Origin of the sequence: Caloramator sp. CAR-1 (assembly GCF_030546345.1) — a bacterium.
GTDB classification, from domain to species: Bacteria; Bacillota; Clostridia; order Clostridiales; family Caloramatoraceae; genus Caloramator; species Caloramator australicus.
Genome location: NZ_JAUONW010000014.1, coordinates 34,411 through 50,643, shown reverse-complemented (window position 1 = coordinate 50,643; position 16,233 = coordinate 34,411). Strand labels below are relative to the sequence as shown.

13 protein-coding genes, 1 riboswitch and 1 other annotated feature are annotated in these 16,233 nt (G+C 34.7%); of the genes, 2 read left to right on the top strand and 11 right to left on the bottom strand.

Translation table 11 applies throughout. The features are described 5' to 3' along the window. Positions 1 to 57 precede the first annotated feature (57 nt). A riboswitch (glycine riboswitch) is annotated at positions 58 to 151 on the bottom strand. Positions 152 to 434: 283 nt separating this feature from the next. Continuing rightward, on the top strand, positions 435 to 1,637 hold the full coding sequence (locus Q3V94_RS04470) for an MFS transporter (RefSeq protein WP_303525525.1): 1,203 nt from the start codon (positions 435 to 437) through the stop codon (positions 1,635 to 1,637). Between the two features lie 3 nt (positions 1,638 to 1,640). On the opposite strand, the gene Q3V94_RS04465 is transcribed toward Q3V94_RS04470, so the two are convergent. The 5 genes from Q3V94_RS04465 to Q3V94_RS04445 form a co-directional block, all read right to left on the bottom strand. Continuing rightward, the gene (locus Q3V94_RS04465) at positions 1,641 to 3,938 is read right to left on the bottom strand and encodes a helicase C-terminal domain-containing protein (protein WP_303525523.1); all 2,298 of its coding nucleotides are present in this window, start codon (positions 3,936 to 3,938) and stop codon (positions 1,641 to 1,643) included. A 13-nt stretch (positions 3,939 to 3,951) separates the two neighbouring features. Then, positions 3,952 to 5,235 carry a hypothetical protein gene (locus Q3V94_RS04460; protein WP_303525521.1) on the bottom strand — a complete coding sequence of 428 codons (1,284 nt, stop codon included), beginning with the start codon at positions 5,233 to 5,235 and terminating at the stop codon, positions 3,952 to 3,954. Positions 5,236 to 5,312: 77 nt separating this feature from the next. Then, positions 5,313 to 6,974, bottom strand: a complete 1,662-nt coding sequence (hcp, locus tag Q3V94_RS04455) for a hydroxylamine reductase (protein WP_303525519.1) — start codon at positions 6,972 to 6,974, stop codon at positions 5,313 to 5,315. A gap of 98 nt (positions 6,975 to 7,072) precedes the next feature. Further along, the gene (gene rbr, locus Q3V94_RS04450) at positions 7,073 to 7,657 is read right to left on the bottom strand and encodes a rubrerythrin (protein ID WP_303525516.1); all 585 of its coding nucleotides are present in this window, start codon (positions 7,655 to 7,657) and stop codon (positions 7,073 to 7,075) included. Positions 7,658 to 7,669: 12 nt separating this feature from the next. After that, a complete protein-coding gene (locus Q3V94_RS04445; protein ID WP_303525513.1) occupies positions 7,670 to 7,930 on the bottom strand; it encodes an ATP cone domain-containing protein in 261 nt (86 codons plus the stop codon). A 109-nt stretch (positions 7,931 to 8,039) separates the two neighbouring features. Then, positions 8,040 to 8,254 (top strand) — a binding site (T-box leader). Positions 8,255 to 8,354: 100 nt separating this feature from the next. On the opposite strand from Q3V94_RS04445, the gene trpS reads away from it, so the two are divergent. Next, on the top strand, positions 8,355 to 9,353 hold the full coding sequence (trpS, locus tag Q3V94_RS04440) for a tryptophan--tRNA ligase (RefSeq protein WP_303525510.1): 999 nt from the start codon (positions 8,355 to 8,357) through the stop codon (positions 9,351 to 9,353). A gap of 61 nt (positions 9,354 to 9,414) precedes the next feature. On the opposite strand, the gene orr is transcribed toward trpS, so the two are convergent. From orr to ortA, 6 genes are all read right to left on the bottom strand, one after another. After that, complete coding sequence (gene orr / locus Q3V94_RS04435) at positions 9,415 to 10,473, bottom strand: ornithine racemase Orr (protein WP_303525507.1); 1,059 nt, start codon at positions 10,471 to 10,473, stop codon at positions 9,415 to 9,417. 1 nt (position 10,474) lies between these two features. Then, entirely contained in the window at positions 10,475 to 11,833 is a 1,359-nt protein-coding gene (locus tag Q3V94_RS04430) for a GlmL-related ornithine degradation protein (protein WP_303525504.1), read from the bottom strand. Then, positions 11,823 to 14,027 (bottom strand): D-ornithine 4,5-aminomutase subunit OraE, encoded by a 2,205-nt coding sequence (gene oraE / locus Q3V94_RS04425; RefSeq protein WP_274768008.1) that lies wholly within the window; start codon positions 14,025 to 14,027, stop codon positions 11,823 to 11,825. Before oraE ends, Q3V94_RS04430 begins: the two co-directional genes overlap by 11 nt. Further along, the gene (locus Q3V94_RS04420; RefSeq protein ID WP_008909899.1) at positions 14,020 to 14,394 is read right to left on the bottom strand and encodes an ornithine aminomutase subunit alpha; all 375 of its coding nucleotides are present in this window, start codon (positions 14,392 to 14,394) and stop codon (positions 14,020 to 14,022) included. Before Q3V94_RS04420 ends, oraE begins: the two co-directional genes overlap by 8 nt. 112 nt (positions 14,395 to 14,506) lie before the next feature. Beyond that, positions 14,507 to 15,934, bottom strand: coding sequence for a 2-amino-4-oxopentanoate thiolase subunit OrtB (gene ortB, locus Q3V94_RS04415; RefSeq protein WP_303525498.1), 1,428 nt, complete (start codon positions 15,932 to 15,934; stop codon positions 14,507 to 14,509). Continuing rightward, positions 15,921 to 16,229: a 2-amino-4-oxopentanoate thiolase subunit OrtA gene (ortA, locus tag Q3V94_RS04410; RefSeq protein ID WP_303525496.1), complete on the bottom strand. Its 309-nt coding sequence runs from the start codon at positions 16,227 to 16,229 to the stop codon at positions 15,921 to 15,923. The genes ortB and ortA overlap by 14 nt, the downstream gene beginning before the upstream one ends. Positions 16,230 to 16,233 lie beyond the last annotated feature (4 nt).

The following is a 16,233-nucleotide window of genomic DNA, read 5'->3' as shown; positions in this document are numbered from 1 at the left end:
CTCCTTTATGATATAAAAATAAAAGGACAAGGAAAAAGAAGCATAAAAAGATTATGCTTCCCTTTCCCTGTCCTTTTATCTGAAAGCTTCTCTGCACACAAATGCAGATTACTTCTTCGATGCCCAAACGGGTCTCTCCAGGGTTGTGTCCGGCCATTGTATCTAACCTGAAAGTTTCGGAATGGATCGGAAACTTCCATTCCTTGCTTCTCCGGTCATCGAAAATTCGATGTCTTCAATGGCCTTCATCCACCAATATTTAGTTTGTAATGTAATTATATTCCAAAACTATCCTGAAGTCAATTAAATATTTGTAATATCTATAAATATTATTAATATTATCAATAAATATATTTATTTTGTCATAATATTGAATTTTATCAATACAATGATATAATTTATAAAAGGTTAAAGCTAAATTTAGGAGGTTAAAAATGAAAATAGATAAAAAACTGAAATGGAATATGACGTATTATCTTCTATTCGAACTTTTTTTAGGCATATTCGTAGGTGCATATGGATTTTTGCTTGGGCCATACGTTATGCATAGAGGATATAAAGAAGATATAGTAGGAACGTTATCCTTGATTCAAACGATATCCTTTGCACTTTTTGCTTATGTTACAGGTATTTTAAGCACTAAATTCAGCGATAAAGCATTGTTTGCTGCAACATCCTTTTTATGCTTTATCAGCTCAGTTTTACTGGCAACTTCTAAAAACTTTATTTATATAATTCTAGCAGTAATTGTATATGCATTAGGTCTTTCCATCGTCGTGGTTATAAAAACTCCCTTTATAGTTAGAAATACTAAAGGTTTCAATGCCGTTAAGGTTATAAGTATTATATTAACCTACTGCGTTACTACGAACTTAGTAGGAAACTATCTTGCTGGAAATTTAACAAATAAATTTGATTATGAAAAAACATGGATAATCTTCGCTTTTTTTGCCCTAGTAAGTTTCTTACCTGCTATTTTTATTAATACCGACAAAAAAGAAGTTACTTTTTCAAAGGCAAATATAAAAATTAATTTTACTCCGAGGATGTTTTTTTTAATAATGTATACATCTTTAGGTTCCTTTGCCTTTGGACTTATTGGTCCTTTTTATACAACCTTTCTCATAAGCAAATTAAACTTAAATACATTAAGTGCTTCCTTTATCAACAACTTTAATATTATTGGAATGATTCTAGCTATGCTGCTTTCTCCATATTCATCTAAAATATTTGGAAAGACAAAAACCCTCTGGTATGCTAAGCTCTTGTCTTTTCCAATAATATTTATCCTTTCTTTTGTAAAATTTAATTCAATATTTTTAATCGGCATTTTATCTATTTTATATCTTTTAAGGGCTTTATTTTTAAATGTTCCTATCCCCATCGAAAGTGACCTTATTATGAAATCAGTTGCTGAAGAGGAACAAGCAAAGTTTAACAGCGTTGTAGTTTTAGCAAACAACCTAACCGTTGCTCTTTCTTCCCTCATGGCTGGATTTATAATCGCAGAGATGCCTAATGGATATGAAATTACATTTATAATGAGCTCTATATTTTTCTTAATGCAAGGATTTTTGTTTTATAAATTTTCATCAAATTTTATAAAGAAAAAAAGAAATGATGGCTTATCCTTTTAGCCATCATTTCTCTTTCCAAAACCTTTTTAGTGCATTTATCACATCTTCATTTCCTTTTACTATTTTCAATGGTTTCCAAAGGTCAGGAATTAAATTATTATATGGTCTTTTTAAAAACCTATCATCAAACAATAGGGCAACTCCCCTATCATTTTCTGTCCTTATAAGCCTTCCAACTGCCTGCATCACTCTATTAAAGCCAGGATAAATATAAGCATATTCAAATCCCTTTCCAATCCTTCCGTCAAAATATTCCTTTAGCACATTTCTTTCAAAATTAATCTGCGGAAGGCCTACACCAACTATACAAACACCTATAAGTTTTTCTCCTGGAAGGTCTATACCCTCACCGAATAGTCCCCCTAAAACTGCAAAGGCTATTAAGGTTTTTTCGCTATCTTCGCTAAACCTTTTTAAAAAATCTTCCTTTTCTTCCTCCGTCATATCGTTCCTTTGAACGATTAATTCTACATTATCCTGAGGAAACCTTTTTAAAACCTCGTTTAAGTATAAATAAGAAGGAAAAAACACTAAATAATTTCCCTTTTTATATGTTAGGCTTTTTATTCCATCAACAACCCTTTCATAAGTATTTTCCCTATCATTAAGTCGCGTTGAAATATATGGGTTAAGCATAACACAAATATTTTCCTTTGAAAAAGGAGAGGAAAGTTTAAGTTTATAAGAACTGTCCCCACCTAAAAGGTCCATATAATAACTTAAAGGAGTAAAGGTAGCTGAAAATAAAATAGCTGCTTGTGCTTTATCCATAATGTCCTTTAATATTTTAGAAGGATTAATACATAATAATTTAACTAAAATATCTTCCTCCTTTAAAAAAAGCGTTCTATAATTTTCATCATAAAGTTCCACTATTTTTTTAAATCTTTTTATGTCAAAATACAAGTTTAATAATTCTTCATCTTTCATTAAATTTTTTAGGACAAATTCCTCTATAACCTCTTCACATTTGTTTATTCCTTTTAAAAACTCATCTTCTATAGTCATAGCGACTTTATCCATTTCAATGCTTTCTCTTAGCCCATTAAAATAATTTATGACCCTTCCTAAAGCTAAATTCAGTTTTCTAAAGGATTTAAATTTTTGCTTAACTTTAAAAAACTCGTTATATGATAAAGTTATAGAAAACATATCCCTTGCTCTATCTACAAGGTTATGGGCTTCGTCTATAAGATAAACATAATCGTTCTTACTTTCAAAGGAATATCGCTTTAAACTTGAGGTTATGTCAAATATATAATTATAATCACAAATTATAACATCGCAAAACATTGATAAATCTAATGAAAATTCAAAGGGACAAACATTGTATCTTCTCGAGAGCTCTTCTATCCTTCCCTTATCAAAAAAATCCATAGAAAGAGAATTTAAAAGAGCATCGTTTATTCTATCATAATGTCCTTTAGCAAACTGGCATTCTATTGGATTACATTTTAACTCATTAGGACATATTTTTTCCTTTGAAGTTAATGTTATTGATTTAATAATCAATCCCTTTTCCTGCAAAAGCTTAATAGCATCCTCTGCAGAAGCTTTTCCAACTGTTTTTGCAGTTAAATAAAATATTTTTGAAGTAGGGCCTAATAACGTCTTAAGAGCAGGAAATAGAGTCCCCATCGTCTTTCCTGTTCCGGTAGGGGCTTCTAAAAAAAGTTTTTTACCCTCCATTATCGTTTTATATACCGCAACTGAGAGTTTTCTTTGACTTTCCCTAAAGGCTGGATAGGGAAATTTTATTTCCTTTATCGTTTCATTTCTTTTATTAATATGTTCTAACGACTTTTCTAGAAACTTTATGTAACCCTCAACCAGTTCGTCAAAAAACTCTTTTAAATCATTGATTGTATAATCGTATTCAAAGGCTCTACTTTCTAAGGAATCTGTATTAACATAGATTAATCTGACTTTTATTCTTTCTAAATTATTTTCCTTAAGGAACATATAAGCATAGCACCTTGCCTGAGCAAGGTGCATAAAATTTACATCTATATCCTCTATTTTCTTTGTTGTTGTTTTTATTTCTTCTAAAGTATAAATCTCTCCAAATCGCAATCCATCTATTCTTCCTGAAATTTCAATACTATATTTTTCGTTTTTGATTAAATGTTTAACATAAACCTCAGCCTGATCATTTTTTCCGTAATTTTTTTGAATCATCCTATGAATCCGTGCACCCTCCTGTGCCCTATCAACAGTAGCTAATAATCCTGTTTCTATATCGCCCCTTCTTAATATAAATTCCACAAGTTCCCTTACTGAAATTTTTATTAATTTTTCCATTACGTCCCCTCTCTTATTTTTTATTGCTAAAAAGATGAATAACATTACCCTCTTTATGGAGTTTTCTTTTCGGTTTTTCTTCAACCACCATCTCCTCAGTTTTTTCATCCAAAAGCTTAATTAGCTCTTCTAGCTCTTTAGGGTCTATATTCTGCCAAAAATCCTGCATTTCAGGATTGCTATATATTTCATTCTTAGTCATTAAGATTTCATCGATATTTACAGGGGTGTCAAAAACATCCTGCAATCTACTCCTGTCGCTTCTTTTCATTAGTTTATTACCAAAATGGCTAAGATCGTAAATTAGGAATGGATCATTTAAAAGGTCATATGAAGAATATCCTTCTTTTAGTATTATTTCGGCATCGTTAAAAATAAAATCAAAATTAACTTTTGATATATAACATGGCTGAATAATAGGAATAAAATAACTTAAAGGAATAACAAAATATTTTACTAAATAGGCTGAAACTATAAAATAATTTTCATAATAGGTCTTTGATTCATCATTATCTATTCCTAAGGCATAATTCACAAATTCGTCCTTATTTATATTTAGTGCTGCTAATGTTTTGTCTAAAAGTTTTTGGAGCATAGTTTTATTTTTAATATATCTTTTTAGACAGCTAACGGTATAAGGATTCATGTCCCCAAAGAAATTTTCAAATAGCTGAGCCGCTATTGGTAACCAAAAATCTATTATTTTTAAATATGATTTGCTATCGTTGAAAAAATTCACATCAAAATCGTTTCCTGTTAAAAATACCTTTTTGCCTATATCCTCATAAGAAAAGGCACTAAAATATGACGCAATGTTAAATAATTGAAACAGGTAGTATTCATCTTTTACAAATATATTATCCTGTACATTTTCAAAAATCGTTTTAAAATCCATTTTTTTTAACTCAAATTTTTTACCTAAAAAGAATCGTTGTAGAGATCTTATGTCATCAAATATAGAGTTATTATCAAGAGTAAAAACTCTATACTCTATCTTAAAGTCCCTTATTTCATTTTCAATAAATATCGGAACAACGTTAGGGACAACAGCGATTTCGTCTCCAAAGTTTTCATAAATTATCCTATTAAAAATATTTGCTGGTGAAAAATATGTGTTATCAATCAAGGTTGAATAAAACCACTTTAAAAAAATAATTTGGCTATTCTTCTTTATGGCTAATTTCTTTTTCTTCTCGCTTCTTTTTATCCTTTTAAAGGATTCTATAAATTCATTTTTGTATACGCTAAATAATTTATTTATTTCTTCATTTGATTTCAAAAAATCTAATACCTGCATATTCAACCCTCTCCCTATAAATTTATAAATTAATTATAAAACAAAAAAGAAAAAATAAAAAGGAGAGGATACCTCTCCTATGATAAAATTTCTTGTAAATCATGTTCTGCATTAGATATCGGCATAATATTGTAGTTGTCTATAAGAACCTGTAAAATATTTGGAGTTATAAAGGCAGGTAATGTTGGTCCTAGTCTTATATTTTTAATACCTAAATGCAAAAGCGTTAATAATATAGCCACTGCTTTTTGTTCATACCATGACAACACAAGGCTTAGCGGTAAGTCATTAACTCCACACTTAAAGGCATCAGCTAGAGCTAGGGCAATTCTAATAGCAGAATAAGAATCGTTGCACTGCCCAACGTCTAATAGCCTTGGAATTCCATCTATATCTCCAAAGTCAAGTTTATTAAATCTATACTTACCGCAAGCAAGAGTTAAAATTATTGTGTCCATCGGGGCTTTTTGTGCCATCTCTGTATAATAATTTCTACCAGGCTTAGCTCCATCACATCCACCAATTAGCATGAATCTCTTAATTTTGCCTTGCTTTATCAAATCAATAACCTTATCAGCTATACCAATGACCGCATCATGGCCAAAACCTACCATTATTTTTTTATCTGGTTTATCTTCTTTAAAGCCTCCAAGTTCCAAAGCTTTGTTTATTAATGGGGTAAAATCTTTTTTCCCATTTTTAACTTCTATATGTTGAATTCCTGAATATCCTACCATGCTTGTTGTAAATAACCTATCTTTATAACTATCTTTAGGTGGCATCAAGCAATTTGTTGTAAATAAAATTCCTCCTGGTAAATTATCAAACTCACTTTGTTGATTTTGCCAAGCCGATCCAAAGTTGCCTACTAAATGCTTGTATTTTTTAAGCCCAGGATAACCATGGGCAGGAAGCATTTCACCATGGGTGTATATATTAATCCCTTTTCCTTCTGTTTGTTTTAAAAGTTCCTCCAAATCATGCAGATCATGACCCGAAACTACAATAAAAGGCCCCTTATTCAAACTTAAATCAACTTCCGTCGGTTGAGGTGTTCCAAAGTGTTCCTTATGTCCTTCATTTAATATTTCCATACATCTGTAATTAGCCCTTCCGCATTCTAGGCATAATTTTACTAAGTCATTTACAGTTAAAGAATCATCTAATGTTGCTGCAAGTCCCGTGTGGAAAAAGGCATTAACCTCTTCATCCTTTTTACCGAGAATATAGGCATGATGAGCATAGGCTGCCATTCCCTTAAGACCATAGATCAACATTTCTCTTAGTGCTCTAATATCCATATCCAATGTTTCGTCTGCCATTATACCCTTTCCTTTTGATTGTTCCAAAAGTTCCTTTTCTCCTCCATTTGGTCTGTAAAGGGCAGCCTCAGGTTCTTTAACATCCCATTTCCCATTCTTTTTTTCATATTCTCTCTTAACTATTTCTTTTAACTTTTCCTTGTATTCATCCGCCTTAAATATAAGCCCAACAAATCTTTCATTGTCAAAATTAACATTGGTTAAAGTAGAAAACATCGAGTATGCAATGAAATGGTCTATTTCTTCATCTTTAATTCCAAGCTTTCTTCCTATGTTGCCATAGAAGGCAATTCCTTTTAAAAGATAAATAAGCAGATCCTGTAAATTTGCTGTATCAGGTTGCTTCCCACAAACGCCAACCTTAACACAACCTTTACCTCCAGCTGTCTGTTCGCATTGATAGCAAAACATTTCCATTTAAATCACTCCCTTTATTTAATTTTCAATAACTATTATTTCCTTTTATTTATTTATTTATCAAAAAAGGCGCCAAACAAAAGTTTGACGCCACTAAATTAATAATTCTCTACAAATACCTCAAAATATCCTTGTGGATGTTGGCATGTTGGGCAAATTGCTGGTGCCTCTTTGCCTTCATGAATATAACCGCAATTATTGCATTTCCAAAGAACCTTTTCATCCTTTTTAAACACCTTATCACTTAAAAGATTTTCATAAAGCTTTCTATATCTAGCCTCATGCCTCTGTTCAACTTCTGCTATCTTTCTAAAAGCTAAAGCAATCTTTGGGAAACCCTCTTCTTCTGCAACTTTAGCAAACTCTGGATAGAGTTTTGTCCATTCTTCATTTTCTCCGTTTGCTGCATATTTTAAATTTTCTAAAGTTGTAGAAAGCCCAACAGGATAATCCGCTGTGATTTCAACAGTTTCACCCTGCAAATCTTCGTTTAAAAATTTAAAAAATATTTTAGCATGTTCCTTTTCATTATCAGCAGTTTCCATAAATATGTTTGAAATTTGAATAAAGCCTTCCTTTTTTGCTTGACTTGCATAATATGTATATCTTGTCCTTGCTTGGGATTCGCCAGCAAAGGCCTTCATAAGATTTTCTGCTGTCCTTGTCCCCTTTAAGCTTGTCATAAAAATTCCCCCTTATATAAAATTCTCATAGGCTTCTGCTACATCGTTAAAGCCAAAATTTTTAAGCACTTCAATTGTAACTTGCCTTATCTCATGGGTTGTTACTTCTTTTTTATTAAGGTTTAATAAATTTTTTTCCACTTCACGGACTACATTTTCTACATCAGACATAGTTAAAGGTTCCTTAACATCGTCGGATGCATTTTCGATAGAAGTAATTATCTTATCTTTATAAAATTCTTCAACCCTTCCATCTTTTTTTATAACCTTCATAATATCACCTCAAATTTTATCTTGTAAAAAATTATACCAAATATAGTATGAATTTTCAAACAAATTTTATAATTTCTTGACAATTATTGTTCAATATAATAGTATATAGATAAATCCAATGACGGGAGCAAGTAGGCTTAAAAAGGAGCTTACAGAGAGCCGCTGCTGGTGGAAATGCGGTAGCATCCCTTAAGCCGAATGGGTCCCTAAGGAGCATGGTGAATCAAGTAGCCAGAGCCGTTTGCCTTACGTTATAAAGGCTTTTACAACGAGGGGAATATATTTCCTGAAAATAGGTGGCACCGCGCACCATGCGCCCTATACTTTTGTATAGGGTGTTTTTTATTAGTGCCTGCCACTTGACATTTTAACTTTTTGACATTTTCATTATTTACCAATTTATATAGATAAAGGGGTGTTTGACATGGAAGAAAAAAAGGTTATATTTAGCGGAATAAAGCCATCCGGGGACTTAACCCTTGGTAATTATCTTGGTGCTATTAAAAATTGGGTTAAACTTCAGGATGAGTATGATTCATATTTTTGTGTTGTTGATTTACATGCTATAACTGTAAGGCAGGAGCCTGCCCTTTTAAGAAAAAGAACCCTTGAAATTTTAGCAATATATATCGCCTCAGGCATTGACCCTGAAAAAAATACTTTGTTTATTCAATCCCATGTCCCCGCCCACAGTGAAGCTGCATGGCTTTTAAACTGCTTTACCTACATGGGAGAACTAAGCCGTATGACACAGTATAAGGATAAAGCTCAAAAACTTGGTGAAAGCATAAGTGCAGGACTTTTTAATTATCCTGTTCTTATGGCAGCAGATATTCTTCTTTACAATACAGACCTTGTCCCTGTTGGAAAGGATCAAAAGCAGCACCTTGAACTTGCAAGGGATATTGCAATTAGGTTTAATAACCTATACAGTCCAACCTTTAAGGTTCCTGAAGCATATATACCTGAAAGGGCAGCAAAGATAATGGATCTTCAAGATCCATCAAAGAAAATGTCAAAGTCAGAGGATAACCCAAACGGTTATATTTTAATAATGGACCCCCCAGAGGTGATAAGAAAAAAAATATCAAGGGCAGTAACCGATACAGTAGGTATTGTCAGATACAGCGATGAACAACCGGGTATAAAGAATTTAATAAATATATTATCTGCAATAACAAATATGACTCCTGAAGAAATAGAAAGAAGATATGAAGGATCCGGGTATGCTAAGTTTAAAGAAGATGTTGCAGAAGCTGTTATTAATGAACTTACTCCGATTCAAAATAAAGTAAAGGAACTTTTAGATGATAAAACTTATCTTGAAAATATTTACAACAAAGGTGCAGAAAAGGCAAATTATGTTGCAACAAAAACATTGAGAAAGATGCAAAGAAAGATTGGGTTTATAATAAAGCAATGAAATTGATATTGATATAAAGTGAAAAGCCAACTGATGAACGTTATCATCAGTTGGCTTTTTGTTAAACTATCACCTTTTTTACATACTCCGAAGTCATAGCCCTCAAAAGGGCACCATATTCCATTACAAATTCTACCGTATCCCCAACTTTATATTCCCTCTTGCTATGGGTAACATCTAAAATTGTATGATCGCTGCTTGCACCAACTATTGATATATCCTGATCCAAGGGGATAAGCCCACTCGGATCAATATCCTGCCTTCCCATGGCAACAATTGCCCTTTTCATAATTCCCTTGTCTTCAAAATGTGGTTTTTGCCCAAAGGCATCCATACCAATGTTGCCAATAGGAACAGAAGGCTTTTCCTTTAACTCTATTATCTCAGCCCTTAAAATAAACACATCCTTATGAAGGCCATCTACAAAATTCCCAAAGGCAGTTTCTCTGCCTAAAAGTAGAGCTTCACCGAACCTTAAATTGTTTATCCCCTTTGGTAATCTATTCTCTAAGAGCAAATATAAACTTGAGGAATTCCCTCCTGATATAATCTCAAGATCTAAATTATATTTTTCCTGCATCTTTTTTGCAATCTCAACAAGCCTTCCAAGATTGTTCTCATCGGGAATAACTCCACCATAGCAGGTTAAATTAACACCAAACCCAACAATTTTGATTCCTTCAATTTTTATAGCTTCAGCAACAAAGCCATCAACATCCTCCGGCCATATCCCCTCTCTTAAATCCCCTAGGTCTACCATCAAAATTACTTTATGAATTTTTCCAATCTCTAAAGCCTTTGCCCCCAATAGCTTTAAAGTTTCCAATTCCGAATTTTGACTGTAATCTGAATATTTTACAACAAGCTCAGCTTCACTTTGCATTGGAATTCTTAAAAGAACCTTTTTAACATTAAGATCCTTAAGCTTAATCAAATTTTCAATCCTTGAATCAGCAATATATTCAACTCCACCTTCTACCAAAGCTTTTGAAAGCTCTGGAATTGCACAAAAGCACTTGGTAACCCCCATGATCTTAATTCCATGCTTTTCTGACAACTTTGCTAAAAAGTTTGCATTTTCCTTTAATTTGTTTAAATTTACCTCAACTCTTGGATACATATCAAGCACCTTCCAAACCCAAACTTTCCATTAATAGTTTTAATGCAGCTTCCTTATGTTTTTTAGATAATACTCCAAGGGAAGCCATGATATAATAGTTGTCGATAAGCACCTTAACTCCCTTTTTGGGATAAAGGAACATATCTCCTGTGTTATCATAGGGAATGCTGGACAATATTTCAACCCGCTTAGGCAGCCTTGTCAAGGCTCCTCCAGTCCCTATAATATATTTTACATTTGTAAGGTCCTTTCCCTCTGCAACAGTTTTCTTTCCCGTAGGACCAAATATATGCCTTAATCCACCCGCATGCCTTCTTACAGCAGTTAAAACTGCCTCTTTTGTTAACCTTTCTATGAATTCCTTTTCCCTATCGGTTTCTGGTATCGGCTTTCTATTTTCTATAAGCTCTTCTGCATCAGGAAATTCCTTTTTTAACTCCTCAAGACCTATTTTTTCAACTATATGAGGAAGATTAACATAAACTCCAAGGTCCCCTTCTACTGTTCTTTTTGCAAAGGGCTCTGGGCTTATTAAAATTCTTTGTATTTCGTCGCTGCCTTCGGTAACAGAGTGAACGTCTGTAGTTGCCCCCCCAACGTCTAAAACCATCAAATCCCCTAATGCTTCGTGAAGCAAAATAGCACTTTCCATTACTGCCCCTGGGGTTGGAATTATGGATTCGTTAACCATGTTTCTCACCTTTGACATCCCTGGGGCTTTAGTTATATGTTCTTCAAAAACCTTTTGTATTACCTTTCTTGTAGGTTCAACGTTTAACATATCAATCCTTGGATAAACGTTTTCAACTATATAAAGAGGCTGACCAGCTTCTTCAAAAATTAGCTTAACCTCTTCATGATTTTCGATGTTTCCGGCATAGAGTACCGGAACGTTGAGCTTTAGGTTAGCAATCTGTTCTGCGTTATAAAGGGCTGTTTCCCTTTCACCATAATCAACGCCGCCTGCAACAAGTATAATATTAGGCCTTATTTCCTTTATCTTTTGAAGGTCAGTCCTTCTTAACTTTCCTGCAGTAACCATCTTTATAATGGCCCCGGCCCCAAGGGCGGCTTCCTTTGCCGCCCTTACAGTCATGTCATAAACAAGGCCGTGGACCGTCATTCTTAACCCTCCAGCTGCACTGGATGTGGCAAAAAATTCATCGTATTCTATATAATCTGCACCTATATTTTTTGCAAGGGAGTCTAGAGCCATGTTAAGGCCTATTGTGACATCCCCCTCAAGGACAGTCGTTGGCCCCTGTCCTTGACCTATGAATTTAATCTCATTTTTAATATTAAACGCATTTAATACCGTCGTAGTGCTACCTATTTCAGCTATTAAGCAATCAATTTTCATTCCTATCCTTCTCCATTTCCCATCTTCTCTTTACAAGGAAGGATGCCACGTGAACTCCCTTAGTTCCTCTACCAAATCCTGCGTCCATACCTGCTTCTTTTGCAATATCGTCGTTGATTTGAGTTCCACCTGCTGCAAGGATTATTCTGTCTCTTATACCCTTTTCAATACAAAGTTCATGAAGCTTTTTCATGTTCTTAATGTGAACATCGTTGTGGGTTATAATTGTGCTTGCAAGTATCGCATCAGCGTTGAGCTCGATTGCAGCGTCAACAAGCTTTTCAACTGGAACTGAAGTTCCTAAATAATGAACTTCTATTCCATATTTTTCTATTCCGCCATGTTTTATGTCTATAACTTCTCTAAGTCCTACTGAGTGTTCATCTTCACCAACAGTTGCCGCAACAACCTTCATTCCCTTTCTTTCAATGTCCTTTCTAATAACATCGTCATCAAGAACTTCTGGCTTCTTTGGAATAGTAAGCTTTGAAACATCTATTGTAAATGGAACTCTACCCTTAATTTCAACTACCGTTCCTTCAGATGGATGGGCAGGTAATTTATGAATTACTACAACATCTTCAAGTCCCATCTTCTTTCCTATTTCTAATGCTGCAGCCTCAGCAGTATCTTCATCGCAGGGTAAGAATATAGTTGTTGCAACTATTCCATCACCAGTCCATTCAACCTCTGGCTTGATTTCTGTGGATTTTCTTAAGTGTTCTGTTTCCTTTAGTCTGTTGTATACATTGTCGTTTTCATCAAGCTCATCGATAAATACTATCTTTTCTGGTTTATGGAATGTGCAGCCATCTATAAGATCACATGGCTTTTCTAACCCTTCTGGAAGATTGTTATATCCAAAGTGTTCGCAAACTGGTGCCATGTAATCCTTATCCCTTTCAACTACTGTTCCTGCACCAATTCCTCCATCTATATGTCTTACTATCCCATCTCCATTTCTTTCTGGATACATACCTGAATCAACAAAGAAGCCCATTTCAACAGCCTTAAAGTATCCACCAACTTCAAGGATTTCCTCCATAAATAGAACGGCTCTTTCCTTAAGTTCTCTAACCTTTTCAGCAAGGTAACCATCTTTTTTGAGCTCTACCATTTCTAAAAGTCCGTCCATACCAACAAGTGCCTGCTTTGCAGTGCTAATTGCTTGAATGTTATAGTAATGCCATGGAACGTTTCTTCCTTCATCTGGAGTTATTGTTGATTGTATATCTGCCCTTGTAAGCCTTGAAATTAAAAGGTTCAATACATGGGTTACTGTAGCTTCCCTCGTATCGCTTTCCATATATTTTGTATTCATCTGAGCTCTCATCTTGTAATCTTTGAATAAATGTCTTAGGGCAACAGCATATGGAAGGTCAAGTCTTAAGCATGGTGCTGGTGGAGCTGTTGGTGGAACTGTAGATAGCGCTATATTTTCTGGCTTCATTCCAACAGCCTTTGAGAAGGCACAGTTTATAGCGTGCTGAACCATAAGCTCTGGCATAACCTTCCATGCCTTCATTGCAGTTGCGTTGGCATTGTGAGCACCATCGATTTGAACCATATCCGCCCATGCCATTATCTTCTTTGCAACAGCTGCATCAACAAAGGATCTTACCATGTTTATGTTTCTGTATAAAACGTTGTATTGTGGGTCCTGATGAGCACCGTTAACTCCTTCTTCAGCAAACATAACAGCAATATCTGGTCCAGCTACACCTGATACGTATGAGTGGAAGTTTATTGGTCTTCCAACTTCTTCTTCTATAAGGTCAAGGGCCTTTCTTGTTGCTCTAACTTGTTTTCTTGATATTGGAACACCACCAATTCCTTCAGGAGTTCCTTCAATTAGCCCATCATAATGGCTTTGTCCTGCTGTTCTAATAACCATTATGTGGTCTGCACCATGCCATGCAGCCATTCTCATTCTTCTTATGTCGTCTTCAAATCTACCTGATGCAATTTCAGTTGTTACAATACAATCAGGCTGTGGGTCAATGTTTCCAAAGCTTCTTGCAGCTGGAAGTGGAATGCTTTGCTTTAATGGTTTTGAAGCTTGATGATATTCAAATTCACCATAGATTTGCCTACCTTGTTCTTCCCTCCAGTGCCAACCTCTTCTTTTTGGTCTATAATGTTCAAGGTCCTTTAAAATTTCTTCTATATCAAGCTTTTTGTTCTTTTCAAGCATTTGCAGCACCTCCCTCAAATAGTCCTGGAACTTCCTCCCAAGCCTTTCCTTCAACAAGTAGTAAACCTGCTTCTCTTATTGGTAAATTTTTCTTTTTTGCAAGTCTATAAACTACATTTCCTGCACCTTTACCTAAAAGGCCAAGCTTCATAACACCTTCAACAATTGCCTTTGCTTCTATGCTTGAAAACCCCATCCTTAAAAGAACTGATCTTTCAACTGCTGGAGATGTATGATTGTAAGCAAGCTCAACTAAAGGCTTAACAATTTCCTCAGCAAGCTGCCAAAATCTTCTTTCAAGTTCTTCATCAGTTAAATTTTTAAGATGTTGTCTTCTTACTTCAAAATCATCTGGTCTCTTTGACATCTTACTCCCTCCTTGTTATTGGGGACGGTTCTTAATTGTTTATAATTTAAGACAATAAACCGTCCCTATATTTTTTAAATTTTTTATTATTTAAAACAATTAAGAACTGTCCCTATTCAATTTTTACACCAAGTTCCTTTAAAGCTTCTATTACAAAATCATCATCAGTTTTTGTATCTTGTGCTAGGAATTCTATATCTTCCTTTGTTAGGGATTCTACTTTATTTATCTCTATACAGTTTTTGATGTAGGATCTTCTTAGTTTGTTAAGATCAACTTCCCTTGCCTTAATAAGGCCTGGATGTTCAGGAAGAATTATGTTCTTTCCTGCTACTTCTTCATCTGGGTTTCCAAATCTTATATCAATTCCATTTTTCCTTGCAAAGCTTAATTGTGATAGATGATGTTTACCAACCCCTGTGTATTCAGTTTCCTGAACAACTATAACCTGATCCTCATCCATTTCCATCGCAAGGGCAAAGGCAGCCGTTAATGATGTATTTCCTGCCGGTCCCCTTTCAATTCCCTCAAGCTGTGCAAGGGCTTCAGTTATATAGAAAACTTCTCCCTGCTTAACTGTAAAATATCTATCAAGATATCTTAATGGTCTTGCAGCACTTCTTGGAACGTCTGATCTATCTGGCCAAGTTGCAAATGGTATTCCAAATCCTGTATGTCCTGTTGTAAAGGACTTTCTATTAAAATCATGGTCTGACGCCATATGAAGTCCTGACAAGTCCACACTAGCTCCATAAACCTTTGTGTCAAGGGCTCCAGCCTTTCTAAGTCCCCTTGCGGTTCCTGTTACATTTCCTCCACCAGCATGGGTTGCTATAACAACATCAGGATCTTTACCTATCTTTTCTCTACACTGCATTGCAATTTCGTATCCTAATGTTTCAACCCCCGCAATTCCAAAGGGTGAGTATAGCGATGCATTAAAATATCCCGTCTCCTCTAAAACCCTAAGGAACATATAGAAAAGTTCTGGACCAACTGAAAGCTGAATTGTTTCTGCCCCCAAGCATTCGCATTTTCTTTGTTTTTCCAAAATTTCAGGTTGTCCAATCTTTCTTGAATCATAGCATTCTTGAACAATAATAGCCTTTAAGTTTCTCATTGCAGCCTGGGACGCAACTGCAGCACCATAGTTTCCACTTGTTGCTGCAACTACACCTTTAAATCCAAGTTTTTCAGCATGATACACTGAAACCGATGCCCTTCTATCCTTAAAGCTCCCTGAAGGATTGCAGGCCTCATCCTTTATAAATATCCTTGCTCCCTTTCCCTTTGGTGCAAGTTTTCTAACGAGCTTAGTTAAATTTTTTAGTTCAATTAAAGGAGTATTTCCAACTCCAACACTGGATTGAATATTTTGTATTTCCTGAAGGGAATAACCTGTTTCCCTCATCATCCTTTCATAGTCAAAGGCAATCCTACCTGTTTCAAAGACAGAATAATCAATTCCTACTGCCCTTTTCATTATCTCATTTTTTCTTGCCATGACGGCCTGATAACTCATATCCTTACTCACGGCCATCACCTTCTTTCAATATGTTTCTCAATGTTATTCCAATCTGCAATACTTCAGGCACAAAATCTCCAAAACCATAGGTATAGGTTGGGTTTATTTCAACCAATTCACCCTTTACAATTCTTCCTGTTAAAGTAGTAATCTCTACTGTATCGCCAATTTTTGCATCGTGATTTAAAAACCCCTTAACCCACATTTCAAGTGGAACTTTTTTTGTATCTTCGGGGATATTTGCAGTTCTTTCGTGGGGCTTTAGCACTACCTCATGAATTTGAACCCAATCCCCCTTCTTTGCCATCATTTTT